This window comes from Cryobacterium sp. TMB1-7, from assembly GCF_004402435.1.
Lineage (GTDB): Bacteria > Actinomycetota > Actinomycetes > Actinomycetales > Microbacteriaceae > Cryobacterium > Cryobacterium zongtaii.
In genome coordinates, this window is the sequence record NZ_SOFZ01000012.1 from 30,421 (window position 1) to 46,119 (window position 15,699).

Sequence of the window (15,699 nt, forward strand, 5' to 3'; positions counted from 1 at the left end):
CAGGCTGGCCCCCACCAGACTGTCCCCACCAGGCTCAGGAGCGTCATGCGAGTTGCAGTCCCCCGCGAGATCAAAAACAACGAGTTCAGGGTCGCGATCACCCCGGCCGGCGTCCACGACCTGGTGCTCCACGGGCACGAGGTGCTCGTCGAGACCGGTGCGGGCGTCGGCTCATCGATCACGGACGCGCAGTACCGCTCCGCCGGAGCCACGATCATGCCTGACGCCGCATCCACCTGGGCCGGGGCCGAGTTACTGCTCAAGGTGAAGGAGCCCGTGCCCAGCGAGTACGGCTACTTCAGGCCCGATCTCGTACTCTTCACCTACCTGCACCTGGCCGCGGAGGCCGGCCTCACCCAGGCGCTCCTGACGGCCGGGGTCACCGGCATCGCCTACGAGACCGTGCAGCTGCCCAGCCGGGCACTGCCCCTGTTGGCGCCCATGAGCGAGGTCGCCGGCCGGCTGGCTCCGATCGTCGGCGCGAACGCCATGCTCAAGCCCAACGGCGGGCCCGGCCTGCTCGTGCCGGGTGTGCCGGGCACTCACCCGGCCAGGGTCACGATTCTCGGCGGCGGGGTCGCCGGAACCGCCGCCATGCAGGTGGCAATCGGCCTGGGCGCCGAGGTCACGGTTTTGGACACCAACCTCTTCCGTCTCCGCGAACTGGATGCCCTGTACTACGGGCGGGTGAAGACCATCGCGTCGAACGCGTTCGAGATCGACACGGCGCTCGTGCAGTCCGACCTGGTGATCGGGTCCGTGCTGATCCCGGGCGCCAAGGCGCCCAAACTGGTCAGCAACGAGCTGGTGTCGCGGATGAAGCCGGGCAGCGTTCTCGTGGACATCGCCGTCGACCAGGGCGGCTGCTTCACCGACACCCACGCCACCACACACACCGAGCCCACCTTCACCGTGCACGGGTCGCTGTTCTACTGCGTGGCCAACATGCCGGGGGCGGTGCCGAGCACGTCAACCTACGCCCTCACCAACGCCACCCTGCCCTACGTGCGGGCGATCGCGAACCTCGGCTGGCTCGAGGCTCTTCGCTTCGACGCCGCGCTGGCGCTGGGATTGAACACCCACGCCGGTGTTCTGACGAACGCGCCGGTCGCCGCCGCCAACACGTTGCCGTTCCGGCCTCTCGCCGAGGTGCTCGCCTAGGCGGCTGCCTGCCCGACCTACGGCACCGTGACCCTGTGCACGGTGCCGTCAGGGCGCAGCAGCCAGCCCCGCGAACCGGCCGGAGCCAGCGGCGGCGGCAGGTCGCGCCGGCGGGTCAGCAGGCGGTAGTCGGCCAGGCTGGCGCCGTCGAAGACCAGCGGAGCCACGCCGCGCAACCCGGTCAGCAGCGACCAGTGCGCCTGCCAGGTGTCTGCGTCGCCCACCAGCACGGTGCCGGCGGCGACGTCGGAGACCACCAGGCGATCCTCCCGGGCTCCGACCGACGGGTGAGCGCCGAGCCGCACGACGTGCGGGAAGGCCGGCGAAGCGGCAGCCCGGATGGCTGCGGCGGTTCGTGCGGCGGACCCCGCGACAACGAGCAGCACACGGGTGGACGCGCTGGTGTCGTCCAGCGCGGACGGGACGACGGCCGGCTCGTAACCGTGCCCGGCGGGCTCGGCGAGCATCAGCTGGATTCGCGCACCCCGCCAGCGCCCGCCCCCTGGCGGCACGGTTTCGTCGTAGCTCGCTGCCGGTTCTCCCACAGCCTGGTGCTCGTACACGCTGGGCAGCCGCAGCACCAGGCGGCTCTGGCACAGGGCGGGCAGGGCCTGCAGCGCCCCGGTGAGCCGTTGCCCGGTGACCACCAGGTGCAGCCCGCCCTGGCCGCCGTCACGAAGGAGTCCGGTGAGCAGGTCGACGGCTGCCGCACGGTGTTCTTCGCCCCACCGGGCGAGCACGGCGTCGATGTCATCGAAGAGCAGCAGCCGGCTTTCCGGCCCGGCGTCGTGTCGCCGGCCACCCGCCGGTGCAAGGCCGGCCGGGCCGTCCAGTGCGGCCCTCGCCCGCACCAGGGCGTCCCAAGTGCCCTCGACATCGGCCGGGATGAGGTCGATCCGATGCGGGGCCTGGGCGGCGATCGCGGCCAGCAGTGTCGACTTACCCGTTCCCGCACCTCCCACCACCAGCAGGTGCCCGTCGGCCCGTGGGTCGTACCCGGCCACGGCGTAGCGCTGCTGCTCCGGCTCATCGATCAGTCCCAGCACGAACGGCGGCGGCGGACCCTCGGCGGCGAGCGCGGCGACCTGGGCCGGCGTGACCAGCCGAGGGAGCGGGTCCAGCCAGGGCCGCCGCGGCGGGTCTGCGGAAGCTGGTGCGCCGTTCAGGACCGCCTGGATGTCGGCGTGGGTCGTCGTGGCCACCTGGCAGGTTTGCGCGGGCGCCGACCCGCTGCGCACCACGCATCGGCCAGGCCGGCCGGCGTCGATCCGGGCGGCGGCATCCGACCCGATCACGGCCAGGCTGTCGGCGGCGTTGTTCACCCGTAGCGAGAGCCGCAGACTGCAATTGGACAGCAGGGCGTCACGCGCCACGCCGGCGGGTCGCTGCGTGCACAGCACCAGGTGCACGCCCAATGACCGGCCCCGGGCGGCGATGTCCACGAACTGTGCGTGCAGCGTGGGAAAGGCGTCCAGCATGGTGGCGAATTCGTCGATCACGATGATCAGGCGCGACAGACGCCCGGCGCTGCGCGGGTCGGTGATGTCACGGCCGCCGGCGTCACGGAGCACCCGTTCCCGGTGCCGCAGCTCAGCGGCGAGGCTGCCCAGGGCCCTGAGCGCCTCGCGGTCGTCGAGATCGGTGATCAGCCCCACGCAGTGCGGCAGCTCCCGCACGAAGTCGAATGCCGCCCCGCCCTTGAAGTCGACGAGCAGGAAGGTGACCTGGCTCGGCGGATACCGGGCGGCCAGCGCTGCCACCCAGGTCACCAGGAGTTCGCTCTTGCCGCTGCCCGTCGTGCCGCCCACGAGGGCGTGCGGCCCATCGGCCACGAGGTCCACACTCAGGGGTCCCCGCTCCCCCACCCCGATGACGCAGGCGAGGCCGGCCGGCGTATCGAGGGGGTGGTCGGCTCCCCCATCGGGGTCAGTAGCCCACTGAGAACACAACGGTGCGAAGGCGACGGTCTCCGGCAGCGCGTCCCCCGAGTCGACCACGCCGGCCGCCTCGGCCGCACGGCGGAGCATCGCACCGAATCCGGCGGTCTGCTGTTCAGCCACCAGGTGCGGCACGAAGTGCAGCGCGGCCGGAATCCCTCCCAGCCGCACGAGTTCAGCGTCGCTCGCCCCGTCCACCCGCACGATGGTCGCGCACCCTGGCGGGAGAGCGGCGCCGGTTTCGGCGAGCGCGATCCGGAAATCGGTGTCGGATCCCCCGGACGGACCGGACTGACCGGGCCGGGCCGGGCCGGCTGGCGTGCCCCCGGTGATCGTGAGCCACCGGGCCGGGGACACCGCCGACCGGTGCGGGAGGCCGGCCGCCCAGGCCCAGTCGTCGCCGGCCGGAATCCGGATGCCCAGGGCGCGGGGGCTGAGCTGGCCGACCAGTTGCACCACCAGGCTGCGGGCCAGCGACCTGACGACCAGGCCGGGTCCGACCAGCCCGATGCTGCCGGCCGGGTCCACGGTGATGGGGGCGCCGGTCAGGACCGCCGCCCTGGCCCGCAACTCGCGCTGCTCGGCGCTGGCACCGCCCTCCAGGCGCAGGCCGCTGGGGACCGGTCCGGCCCCGAGCACCAGAGCGGCCGTCGCCGGATCGGCCCAGCGGGTCGGGTCGTGGGCGTCGCCGAGCATCCGGTGCGCCGCGGGTGCGGCACGCCAGGCATCGCGCCGCAGCCGGGCGAGGCTCTGGTCGACGGTATCCTCCGCCTCGGCCATCCGGGTCGCGTAGCCGGCGGCGTCCCTGCGGCGTTGCCGAGATCCGGACCGGCGCCCGTCGACGAGCCCCGCGACGGCGATGATGGGGCTGAGGACCGCGAAGACGAGCACCAGCGCCGATCCGGTGATCGCCCAGATCAGTCCGGCGGCAATCAGGGGTGCCACGCAGGCGATGAGCGGAAAGCCGGGGCGTCCGGGTGGCACGGGCGGGGTCGGCAGCCGGATCGGGTCGATGGTAGGCGGCTCGGGGGCGACGGTCATGTCTCCAGCACACCCGAACGGCCGGCCGGGACGACCGATGCGGCGGTCCCGGTGCAGAACGCGGGAACCGACCGGGGTGTGGAGGAGCGGCGAGGCCTTAGAGCACCATGAAGAACTGGTCGCCGATCTCGACCCTGGCACCCCGGCCCACCAGATACCGCCGGCCCGGCTCGCAGCGCAGCGCCGGCGCCGGCGCCCGCCGCACGACGGTGCCGTTGCCGGAGAACCTGTCGTTGACCCAGAACTCGCCGTCGTGCTGGCCGAATTCGAGGTGGCTCTTGGACACCGACATGCCCAGGTCGGTGATTTGGATCAGGTGGTCGAACTGTTCCGACGGCTGGGGCAGCGGGCGGCGGCCGATGAGACCACTGCCGCGCACCGAAACGGTTTCGCCGGTGCTGAACTGCAGGGTGTACCGTGCGGGCTGCGACTTCTCGGCCGGTGCCGCCGCGTGAGCGCCGGCGGGGCGAACGGTCGGGGGCCCGCCATCGGCCGGCTGGTCATCGGCAGGGCCGTTACCCGCCGGCCACCACGGCACCGAGATCACCGTGGTGCGGGGTGCGAGCGGCTGGATAATGGTGGTGTCGCTGGGGCGCGGGTCGGCGCGCTTGCGGGTGATGGGGGTCGCCGAGGTCGAGCTGCCGCAGCCGCCGCAGAACATTGCGCCTTCTGGCAGGTGCGCCCCGCAAATTTGGCAGTTCACTGACCCGGTCCCTTCGTGCTCTCGCGAGCTCCCCACAGCCTGCGCCTGCGCCGGCCATCCCGCCCGGCAGTTCTCTTAGCGTAGCGACCGAATGACCGCACCGAGATGACCGCGCGCAGGCGGTCCCGACGGTTGAGTCCGGCCCGCAGGCCATTCTGCAGCTCCCGCACCGACACCCAGATGCCGTCAGGGTCGATCTCCGCCGCCCCGTCGGGAGCGAAGACGGCCCGGTCCACCTCCCGGGCCAGCCAGAGAGCGCGCACTCCGCCGACGGATCGGGCCAGCTCGGTGCGGGTCGCCAGGGGCGGCACGAACAGGCCGTGATCGGTCACGCTGTCGGCGAATTCCCGCCAGCCACCCACGATGCGGTCGATCGGCCGGTGGGCCAGACGGCGCTGTCGGCGACGCCGCCACTTGGCGACAACGATGCCGAGCAACGGTGCGGCGAGAAGGCCGAACCCGAGCAGGGACCAGGCCGCTATGCTCACGATCAGCCTGACCACAGCCCAGAACGGGTCGGCAGCGGCGGGCGGGTCGGTGGTCTGGCTTTCCGGCTGGCTGGGCTCGGGTTGTTCGGCGGTCTCCGGCACCGGCGGGGGCAGCACGGTCTGCGGGCGGGAGATCGGAGCGGGGTCGTCGGGTTGGCGGGCCGGGATCTCCCGGACGGGCGGGTTGGGATCCAGCGCCACCCAGCCGTCGGCCTGGGTCTGCACCTCGATCCACGCCGAGGCGTCGGCGCCGGTCACCGGGGCGGTAGCACCCTCCGCGGCGGGTACAAAGCCCACCACCACCCGCGCCGGAAAGCCGATCTGCCGGGCCATCAGAGCCGCCGTGACCGCGTATTGTTCGGCATCGCCGAGCATCGGCTGGTCCTGCAGCAGCTCGTCGATGCGGTCAACACCGTGCCCGGACCGGCTGACGGGTTCCCCGGCGGTGCCGTGGCTGACGTATCCGGTCGTGGCCAGGAAGTAGAGCACGGCCTGCAGGCTCTGGCCCGGCGTGTCGCCCGGCCGCAGGACACCGGCCAGGGTTTCTTCGAGGCCGTCGGGCAGCACCGCGGCGGGCGGTAGGACCGCGGAGCCGGGCCGGGCATCTGCCAGGTCACCGACGAGAGTGGGCACGACGGCGGTGCTGGTGTAGCTGTCGCCCTCCTCCAGGCCGGTGACCACGGCGGCGGTCCCACCGAGGTCGTTGTACACGAACGACTCCTGGCGGGCGGCCGCGGTGGCGCCGGTGAACTCGATCTGTTCCAGCGCTCCGACGCCGGGCACCCAGACGCCGTCGTACTCCCGGATCGACACCGACAGGGAGACCTCGTCGCCGCGCACGGCACTCTGGTCGAGACGGTAGGGCAGCCTGGTGAAGGTGCCGGAGTCCGGCCCCGCCGCATCCGCGGTGCCCACCGAATACACCACCCCGTCGTAGTCGTCGAGGGTTGCCAGCCGGATGCGCCCGCCGGCCGGGAGCCCCTCGACCTCGAAGAGCACGGTGTCGGCGAGGTCCGGCTGCTGGTAGTTGCGGAACGCGGACAGCGGACTCGGGTAGGCGCGGGCGTCGAAAGGCGCCACCACTCGGGTGCGCAGCACGTCCCTGGCCGCGGTGGGCGGCAGGGCGACGGCGGCGACGGTGCCGGCCAGGACCGCCACCGTCAGCCCGAGAGCCGCGACGACCACGGACCGGGCCGCGCCCATCCGCCGGTCGGCCGCCGGCAGCCGCGCCGCGGTCGCCGACACCAGCAGGCGACCCCGGCGGCGTTCCAGGTTCAGCCAGAGCAGCCAGAGCACCAGCACGGCGAACAGCGCGAGGCCCAGCAGTGTGGGCGCCGTGGCCTGGCTGGGGCCGAGTGCGATGCCGGCCACGAACAGCAGCACCGGCGCCAGCAGGGCCGGTTCCGCGGCCCGGCTGCGGAGGGCCACCGAGAGCCCGATGACGCTGCTGAGCAGCACCAGGATCAGCGCGGGAACCAGCAGAGCCTGGTACGACCCGACCGGCAGCACGATGGTCACGAGTTGCTTCCAGCCGAGCGCCGTGGCCGGCACCAGCTCGGCGAGGCCGGCCAAGCTCGGCAGCACCCCGTAGAGGGCCCGGCCGGGCACGGCCAGCGGAACCCCGACGAGGAGATAACCGCCGATGGTCGTGAGGCCGACCAGCCAGGCCGGCCAGCGGAACGCGGTGCCGACGAGGGCGATGCCGCAGCCGAGCACCGCGGCGACGGCGACGAGCAGCACGAAGGCGCCGGTCTGGTAAATCGGCCACAGGGCGGCGGCGGCCACACCGGTGGCAGCCAACAGGGCCACGGTGTTGCCGATGATGAAGCGCCCGCTCATGCGGCGGCCCCCCGGGCCAGGCTGTGCTGCAGGTCGTCGAGGAAGCCGATGGTGAGCAGGCTCAGTCCGCCGGCCCGGCGGAGGCCCGGGCGGGCCCCTGGCTCGCAGACGACGGCGACCACCTCGACTCCGAGCGGGAATCCCGCCGCGGAGGCGCGCAGTGCGGCCAACGGCGTCGCAGATCCGCAGAGCAGGAACGCCACCGACAGCCCGTCGACGGCGGCGGCGGCCCGCCTGGACAGTGCGCGGACGCCGTCGGCGTCTGGCGCCAGGTCGACGCCGCTCAGGTCGTCGAGCAGCCGGGTGGGGGTGAGCGTGCTGAGCTGGCGCGAGCTGGCCAGCACCGACACCGTGCGTGCATCACGGATCGCCCGGATGCCCAGCGAGCCGGCCGCGCTGACGGCGAGCTCGAATTCCTCGTCGTCGGCGAAGTCGCCCGTGGCCAGGCTCAGGGCCACGAGCAGGTGGCTGCGGCGGGTCTGCTCGTATTGGCGCACCATGAGCCGGCCGGTCTTGGCAGTGCTCTTCCAGTGGATGCTACGCCGCTCGTCGCCGCTCTGATACTCGCGCAGCGCGTGGAACGCCACGTCGCTGGCGGTGAGGTCGCGGGTGGGTTGACCCTCGAGGTCGCGCACGAAGCCCTGGCTCATGCTGGGGATGGCGATGGTGCGCGGGTGCACGTAGAGGTCGATCCGCTGGGCGAGCACCGTCTCCAGCCGCACCAACCCCACCGGATCGGCCCGCACTGTGTGCACGGGCCCGATCGGGATGATGCCCCGGCGCTCGGCGGGAACCACGAACACCTCGTTGATGCCGGCTCGGGCGGCCAGGGACGGCATCGGGAATTCGGCCAGCCCGGCGCCCACCGGTACCTGAACCGTCACGGCGGCCAGACGCCGGCCGGTCGGGTTGTGCACGTCGACCTGTCCGGGCACCCGCTCCCCCGCGACGACCCTCTCAACGGGCAGGGTCAACGTGATGTGGTGGCCGCTCTGGCCGAGCAGGTGCGCGAGCGCGCCGACCACCAGGACGGCGGCCGCCCAGCCGATCGCGGTGAGTTCGGCCCAGCCCAGGCCGTAGCCGGCGCCGAGAAGTGCCGCCGCGCATCCGGCGACGCCCCAGCCGAGCGGTGTGACGGCCTGGAGCAGCCGGGTTCGTCTAGAGGACATCCGGCCTCTGGTCCTCCCCGCTGCGCGGCGGCGGCGTCTCGACCAGGATCCGGCCGATCACGCTCGACGCGCTGACCCCGTCGAATTCGGCCTCCGCGTCCAGCAGCAGCCGGTGCGCGAGCACGGGTTCGGCGAGCGCCTTCACATCGTCGGGGGTCACGTAGTGGCGGCCCTGGGAGGCCGCGTAGGTCTTGGCGGTGCGGATGAGCGCGAGGGCACCCCGCACGCTGGCGCCCAGGCGTACCTCCGGGCTGGTGCGGGTGGCGTCGACGAGTCGGGCGACGTAGTCGTTGATGGTCGCGTCGACGAACACCGTGCGGGCCAGCGCCGCCACTTCGACGACGGACTCGGCCGAGAGCACCGGCGCCAGGCGGCCGTCGTGGGCGCGCCGGCCGACGCCTTCCAGAATGCGCACGGTGGCCGCGTGGTCGGGGTAGCCGATCGAGGTCTTCATCAGGAACCTGTCCAGCTGGGCCTCCGGAAGCCTGTAGGTGCCGGCCTGCTCGATGGGGTTCTGGGTCGCGATCACCATGAACGGGCCCGCCACCCTGTGGGTGACACCGTCAACGGTGACCTGGCCCTCCTCCATCACCTCGAGCAGTGCGGCCTGGGTCTTGGGGCTGGCCCGGTTGATCTCGTCGGCCAGCACGATGTTGGCGAACACCGGTCCGCGGTGGAATTCGAAGGTGGCCGTTCGCTGGTCGAAGATGCTCACGCCGGTGATGTCGCCCGGCAGCAGGTCGGGAGTGAACTGCACCCGGTTGCTGGAGCCGCGCACGCTCTGCGCGATGGCACGGGCCAGTGAGGTCTTCCCGGTGCCGGGAACGTCCTCCAGGAGCAGGTGGCCCTCACTGAACAGGGCGGTGAACGCCAGCCTGATGACGTGCTGCTTGCCCAGCACGACCTCCTCGACGCCGCGCACCAGCCTGTCGAACAGGGTCGCGAACTGACCGGCTTCCTCGATGCTCATCAGGTCGGCGTCGCGGCGGGCGCCCGGCTGGCCTGGGCTCACACGATCGGGGGTCAGGGTCATGGGGTGATCGCTTTCTTCGGGATCGGGCGGGAGTAGTCGAAGGTGTGGCCGTCCACCGTCACGGTGAGCAGCACTGTGCCGGATTCGGGCAGCGGGCCGGGCAGGGTGCAGGTGGTGGCGCTGTCGGCCGGAGTCGACGCCGTTCCGGCGACCGCGCACGCGAAGGTCGCCGCGAGGGTGCCGTTCTGCGGCGCGCCGGTCCAGGAGAACCGGCCGGACGGGCCGTCGTAGGCCAGTCCGGTCACGGTGAAGGTGACGGATGCCTCCGGCGCGGTGGTGGTGCCCGACCACGGCCCGCAGGAGCCCCACACCGTGCAGGCCTGCAGCTGGAAGGCCACCGCGGAGCCGAACGGCAGGCCGAGCAGGTCGCGCGGCCAGGTGCTGCCGCCGAAGCGCTGTACCGAGCCGGAGCCATCCGCGGCCCGGATGTTGTAGTGGTCGACACCGGCTGACGGGGTCACCCCGGTGAGGTGGTAGTCCCAGGCGTCACCCTGCTGCTCCATCGCACCCTGCACCTGGCTGATCGCGCCGGGAGCGGGCCGCACCAGGACCGTGGCAACGGCGGTCGCCGCGCAGCCGGCCCGGTTGTACCCCCAGACCACGAATGAGTAACTGCCATCGTCGGCGAGCAGGCCGTCGAACACGGCGCTGCGCCCGCCGGCCGGCACACTTTTCTGGTCGAGCACCACCCCTCCGGCGCGGGGTGCCGTGACGGTGCCGGGCGCGGGGCTCGACACCGAGCAGGCCTGCGCGCCGGTGGGCTGCCCGCCGCCGCTGATCCGCTGCACGAAGTAACCCGCGACGGCGTCGCCGCGATCGGCGAAACCGTCCCAGGTCACGGTGACGGCGCCGCTGACATCGGTCGCCGTCGCGGTGATCCCGCCGGCGACCGCCGCGCCGTACGGCGTTCCGGTGGCGGCGGTGGTGTTCCAGCTCGACAGGGCGGGGTAGGCGTCGTTGCGGGCACTGACGGTGTAGCCAATGCTGGTCCCGTTGGCCAGGCCGTCTACGCGCAGGGTGCAGCGGGCGGCCGCGCAGCGGGCTCCGGTGGCGCTCACCTCGGGTTGGGCGACCCCGGCGACACTGACCTGGTAGCCGCGGATGGCGGTGCCGCCGCCCGTCGCCGCCACGACGTCCCAGCCGAGCAGCAGGGCACCGTCTTCGGGCACGGCGGTGAGCCCGGTGGGTGCGGCCGGGATCACGTCGGACCAGACCGTGGCGGCGAGGGTGGCTGCCGTCGCTGTGCCGACGCCGTTCTGCGCGGCGACGCTGACGCGCACGGCGTTCGCCTGCCCGTTGCCGGGTGTGGCGAGGGTGCAGGAAGTGGCCGCGCACACTGTGCTGCCGAGGGGGCGGCCGGAGGCGGCGTCGAGGGTGGTCACCTGGTAGCCGGTGATGGGCGAGTTGTTGGCGGCGCCGGGGTTGAAGACCACGGTGACGCGTCCGTCGGAGAAGCCCGTGGCCCGCAGCCCGGTGACGGCGTCGGGAACGTCCTGCACCGATACCCGAACGGTGCCCCAGGTGTACCGGTCGGGGTCGTTGGTGGCGTCAGCGACCTGGTACTGCAGGGTGCTGTCGGTGGGCTGCGCGTCGGCGGACACCCGCACGGTGAGTCTGCTGTTGTCGGCGCTGGGTGTGATCGTCACCCCGGCGGGCAGCGCGGCCGCATCCAGCCCGCGTACCGCGAGCACGCGCAGTGGGACCGCGGGGAACGGGTTGGTGGCGCCGTCGTTGGCGAGCACATCGATGACGGTGCTGCGCCCGCGGGGCGCGATGGCCGCATCCGTCGCCGGCAGCGCGAGGGGTCTGGTGGAGGCCACGACCTTCAGTTCGACGCGCCCGGCCTTTCCGGTGCTGAGGTCGTCGCGCACCCCGATCGTGACCGCGCTGGTGCTGCCCTTCGGGGTGCCGTCCAGAGCGGTCACGGTGAGCAGGCTGCCGTTCAGCGTCTGCTCGAAGCCGGTCGGCACCGGGTCGAGCACAGTGTAGGCGAGTTCGTCGCGGTCCTCCGGGTAGGGGTAGGAGGTGAGCTTGGCCAGGTCGATGACTTTCTTCTGGCCGGGTTCGAAGTCGATTCCCGCCCCGTCGAATGCGGGCGGCTGGTTCTCCCGCGGTGTCACGGTGATCGGCAGCACTATCGTGGCAGTGCGTCCGGCGGGGTCGGTCGCACTGGCGCCGTCGGTCACCTCGAAGGAGATGGAGGCGGGCCCGAAATACTGGTCCGCGCTGGTGAACGCGAGCGTATGGGCACCCGTTGCGAGTTCGGCGCCGTTGGCGTGCGTGGCACGCACGGTGTTGCGGTCGGTCAGTTGCACGGGCTTGTCGCCGACGGCGACGACGTAGTCGTTGATGTCGATGTCGATGGTGGCCTCGCTGGCCACGACGAGTTTGGCGGCCCCGGCCCGCAGCTGCGGGAGGGCGTCGTCGGTTCCCGGTACCCAGACGAACGCGTAGGCGATGATCTCGGGGTCTTGGGGGTGGCTGACGCTGAACGGGATGATCTGGCTGGTCTTGGCGACGGACACGCGGATCCGGGCGGTGTCGGTGACCGTCGCCGCGCCGTCGTAGCCGGGCAGGACGGCCAGCAACAGGTCCCTGGCCGACCCTTCCGCGAAGAACACCCTGGCGAGCACGTCGACGTCGACGGTGTCGCGGCCCAGCACATCGGAGAGCCTCAACCGGGTGTCGGCGGCCTCGGGGAGGGCCCGGGGGGCGTCCGGGGTCACGACGACGGTGAGGAACGCGGAGCCGGTGCCGCCGCGCTCGTTCTGGATCTGATAGACGAAGCCGTACCGGCCGTTGACGTTCGGGGCGCGCACCACGACGAGGTCACCGTCGACGACGGCGGTGCCGGCGGCCCCGCTCGCGGCACCATCCGTCGCCTCGACCGCGGTGATGCTCAGTGCGCCGCCGTCGGGGTCGGAGTCGTTGCCGAGCACCCGCACCGACACCCGGGATCCGGGCCGCACGGTCACCTCATCCGGCACGGCGACCGGGTTGCGGGCCCCGTCCGGGCGCGGGCTGATGCCCACCCGCACGGTGCCGGTGGCACGGGCGCCGAGGGCGTCGATGACGGCGTAGCTGAAGGTGTCTGTACCCGCTGAGTAGTCGCCGGCCCGGTAGCTGAGCGAGTCGGCGTCGATGGCGGTGACGGTGCCCTTCTCGGGGTTGGTCTCCTGGCCGAGCAGCTGCACGGAGTCACCGTCGGGGTCGATCCCGGTGCGCGGGATCTGGATGCGCACGGTGTCACCCGCCAGCACCCGGGCGGTGACGGTGGGCGGCAGCGGCGGGTTGTTGGTGGCGGCGTCGGTCTCCCGCACCGAGATGCGCACCTCGGCGTTGGCGAACTGCCCGTCAGGGGCGCTCACCCTGTACACGGCGGTGAAGTTGCCGGTGCTGGCCGGGGCGAGGTAGCGCAACACCCGGCCGGAGGCGAAGAGCAGCCCGGCGCCGGCGGGCAGCGGGGTCGAGAGCACGGGGTCGAGAGTAAGCGGGTCGCCGTCGGGGTGTTCGTCGTTGACGAGCACGGGGATGTCGATGGTGTCGCCGACCCGGACCGACACCGAGTCTGCCGCCGCGACGGGCGGCTGTCTGGTGGTCGCCGCGGGGATCTCGATCACCGTGACGGTGCCGGTGGCCGAGGCAAGGCCGTTGCTCACCGTGTAGTCGAAGCTGGTCGTGCCCGACTCGAGCGGGCGGGTCAGGGTGACCCTCAGAAGGTGCTGGTCGAGGATCTCGACGGTCAGTCCGCTGCCGGCAGGCACGTTGGAGCTTCCGGTGACCAGCAGCACTCCCCCGGCCGGATCGATGTCGGTTGCGAGCACGTCGATGACGGTGGGCTGCTGCGGGCGCAGGAAGGCGGTATGCGGCACCGTGATGGGCCGGCCGGGGCTGTCAGGGGCGGGGTCGACGTCGACCCGGATCAGCCCGGTCACGGTGGTCGCGCCGTCGGTCACCGCGTAGTCCAGGTAGTGCACGCCGACGGTGTCGGTGGCGAACCTGAAGGTTCCGCCGGCGAAGTCCGCCGTGATGCTGACACCGGGCTTGTCTGGCACAGCGCCCAGGCGGAGCGGACCATTGCCGCCGCGGGCGTGCTCCAGCGGAGCGACGGTGACCTCGCTGCCCGCCGTGGTGCGCACGGCGAACGCGTCGGCGACGATGGGCACGGTCCCGGCCGCACGCACCGTCACGTCCAGGGTCCCCGCGCCGGTGAGGCTGCCGTCCGAGACGGCGAGGCCGACCTGGGCGGCGTCGCCGCCGTCGCCGGCATCCGTGAACAGCACGGCGCCGGCCGGCGTCGAGGTCGCGGTGTCCGGGACCGCGGCGGTGGCCGCGGTGAGGTAGAACGGGTCACCGTCCGGGTCGATCCAGTCGCCGAGCACCTGGGTCTCGACGCTGCCGCCGGCCGCGACGGTGGCCCGGGTCTGGCGGGCCTGTGCGGGGGCGGAGTTTTCGTCCGGGCTGCGGACCGTGACCGTGACGGTGGCGTCGGCGGTGCCGCCGCGTCCGTCACTGACCGTGTAGTCGAAGCTGAGGCTGCCGGACGCCTCAGGGGTGAGGGTGAGCTGCAGCTGCTGGTTGCCGGCGACCAGGTCGATGCGGCCCTGCTCGGCCGGCGGCGGTTCCACACCGTCGATGACCAGCACGTCGTCGTTGGGGTCGTAGTCGTTCAGGAGCACCGGCAGGGTGACCGTGCGGCCGGGGCGGGCGCCGAACGCGTCGTCGATCGCGACCGGCGGCAGCTGGGTGTCCTCGTAGTCCGGCGGGGTGTCGTCGGTGGCGCTGGTCACCTCCTGCTGGTCGGAGACTGGGTCGATGAGGTCGTCCCAGTTGTCGATGAGTTCGTTGTCCCGCTGCACGTTCCAGGTGGCGCCGTTGCGGGCGTCGTTGAGCAGCAGCCGGGTGCCGTTCTGCCGGTATTCCAGGCGCGCGTCGCCGGCGAGTCCGGCGAGGGTTGCCGTGGTTCCAGCCGGCGAGCCGATGCCGCAGGCCTGCCAGGCGGTGCCGTCCGTCCACGCCGCGTAGGCACATCGACCGTCCTGGGCGGGCGCGGCCGGGCTGCCGGCGACAGACTGGTCGGCCAGGAGTTCGGTGGCAGCCCCACGGTCGAGTGGCACGCTGAGCAGACCGCTGCGGTGCGCGATCAGAACCCTGTCGCCGGCCGTCGCCGGCTCCTGCAGTCGGGGCAGGTCAGTGAGGCTGCCGCTGAGGTCGACGGCGCGTTGGGGTAGGTGCAGGATGCCGGTAGTCGTGTTCAGCAGCGCCCAGCTGCCGTTCACCTGGCTGAGCTGGTAGACGTCTGAGGGGTCCCCGGCCGATACCGTCCTCGTCTCGGCGACGGCATCCGGGTGGTCGGGGTCGATCCGCACGAGGGTCTGCGTGGCCGGGGTGAACGCGAACAGGACGCCGACCGCGTCGAGGCTGAACAGGGTCCCGGTGCCCAGCGCGAGGGCGGGATCTGTGGTGCTGTCGAAAGTCGCCAGGTCGGCGCTGTTCGCCCGCCAGAGGTCGCCGTCGGCCGAGATCGCGGCTAGGTCGCCCGCCAGACGCACCTCGGGGGCATCCGGCGGCAGCGCCACACTGTCGGTGACCGTCGCGGTGGCCGGGTCGAGGATGTCCAGGGTGCCGTTGCCGGCGTCGACCACGAGCACTGTCCCACCGTGCTGCACCACGGAGGTGCGGTCGGATTCGACGGGAACCACGGTGTTCAGTTCGGCGATCTCGGTGTTGACTCTGCCCACCAGCTGCCGGGTTTCGCTGGCCACCCACACGGCTGCGTCACCCAGGTCGACTTTCTGCGCGGTGTAGCCGCCGGAGACCACCGCGACGGTGACCACCAGGGCGGTGACCAGGGTTCCGCCGGTGATCGAGGCGGCGAGGGAGCGGTGCGTGGCCAGCCAGCGGCGGATCATTGCGCTCCCGTGGCCGGGTCGACGCACTTCTCGGTGCTGGCGGCGCCGGTGCGTCCGTCGCGGTTCACGCTCACGGTGACGCAGACCGGCGTCCGGGCACCGCTCGGCGCGGTGTCGGTCTGGACCGTGAACTGGGTGCCGCGCTGGATGCTGCTCTCGCCGCTCCGCAGGCTGACCACGTAGCTGTCACTGTCGCGCAGGCCCGGGTCGGCCCAGCTGAACACAATGGTGCCATCGCCCGCGCGGCCGGTGACATCGCTGACCCGCGGCAGCGCGGAGTCCCCCGGGCTCGCGGGAGCGCCGGAGAGCACCGGGCCGAGCAGCAGGGCGCCGGCGACGACGCCGAGCCCGACCACCAGCAGGCCGCCGGCGACGACGGCCGCGAGAGTGCGCCGCCGCTGGGCGGGGCGCGGACG

7 protein-coding genes and 1 pseudogene are annotated in these 15,699 nt (G+C 72.5%); 1 reads left to right on the forward strand and 7 read right to left on the reverse strand.

Annotation, left to right across the window (positions count from 1 at the left end; translation table 11 throughout):
• Nucleotides 1–45: 45 nt before the first annotated feature.
• Nucleotides 46–1,161, forward strand: coding sequence for an alanine dehydrogenase (gene ald, locus E3O60_RS04470; protein WP_103459615.1), 1,116 nt, complete (start codon nt 46–48; stop codon nt 1,159–1,161).
• Nucleotides 1,162–1,178: 17 nt separating this feature from the next.
• Here ald and E3O60_RS04475 read toward each other — a convergent pair whose 3' ends face one another.
• The 7 genes and pseudogenes from E3O60_RS04475 to E3O60_RS18430 all read right to left on the reverse strand — a co-directional run.
• Nucleotides 1,179–4,139 carry an FtsK/SpoIIIE domain-containing protein gene (locus E3O60_RS04475; RefSeq protein WP_134497258.1) on the reverse strand — a complete coding sequence of 987 codons (2,961 nt, stop codon included), beginning with the start codon at nt 4,137–4,139 and terminating at the stop codon, nt 1,179–1,181.
• 97 nt (nt 4,140–4,236) lie between these two features.
• Nucleotides 4,237–4,842 carry an FHA domain-containing protein gene (locus E3O60_RS04480; RefSeq protein ID WP_088455472.1) on the reverse strand — a complete coding sequence of 202 codons (606 nt, stop codon included), beginning with the start codon at nt 4,840–4,842 and terminating at the stop codon, nt 4,237–4,239.
• Nucleotides 4,839–7,169 carry a transglutaminase domain-containing protein gene (locus E3O60_RS04485; RefSeq protein ID WP_134497260.1) on the reverse strand — a complete coding sequence of 777 codons (2,331 nt, stop codon included), beginning with the start codon at nt 7,167–7,169 and terminating at the stop codon, nt 4,839–4,841. The genes E3O60_RS04480 and E3O60_RS04485 overlap by 4 nt, the downstream gene beginning before the upstream one ends.
• The gene (locus tag E3O60_RS04490; protein WP_103459619.1) at nt 7,166–8,338 is read right to left on the reverse strand and encodes a DUF58 domain-containing protein; all 1,173 of its coding nucleotides are present in this window, start codon (nt 8,336–8,338) and stop codon (nt 7,166–7,168) included. Before E3O60_RS04490 ends, E3O60_RS04485 begins: the two co-directional genes overlap by 4 nt.
• Nucleotides 8,328–9,308, reverse strand: coding sequence for a MoxR family ATPase (locus E3O60_RS04495; protein ID WP_134497268.1), 981 nt, complete (start codon nt 9,306–9,308; stop codon nt 8,328–8,330). Before E3O60_RS04495 ends, E3O60_RS04490 begins: the two co-directional genes overlap by 11 nt.
• Nucleotides 9,309–9,367: 59 nt before the next feature.
• Nucleotides 9,368–15,283, reverse strand: a complete 5,916-nt coding sequence (locus tag E3O60_RS04500) for an Ig-like domain-containing protein (protein ID WP_134497262.1) — start codon at nt 15,281–15,283, stop codon at nt 9,368–9,370.
• Nucleotides 15,280–15,699, reverse strand: a pseudogene (locus E3O60_RS18430) (hypothetical protein); the annotation flags it as partial. The pseudogene E3O60_RS18430 and the gene E3O60_RS04500, both read right to left, overlap by 4 nt.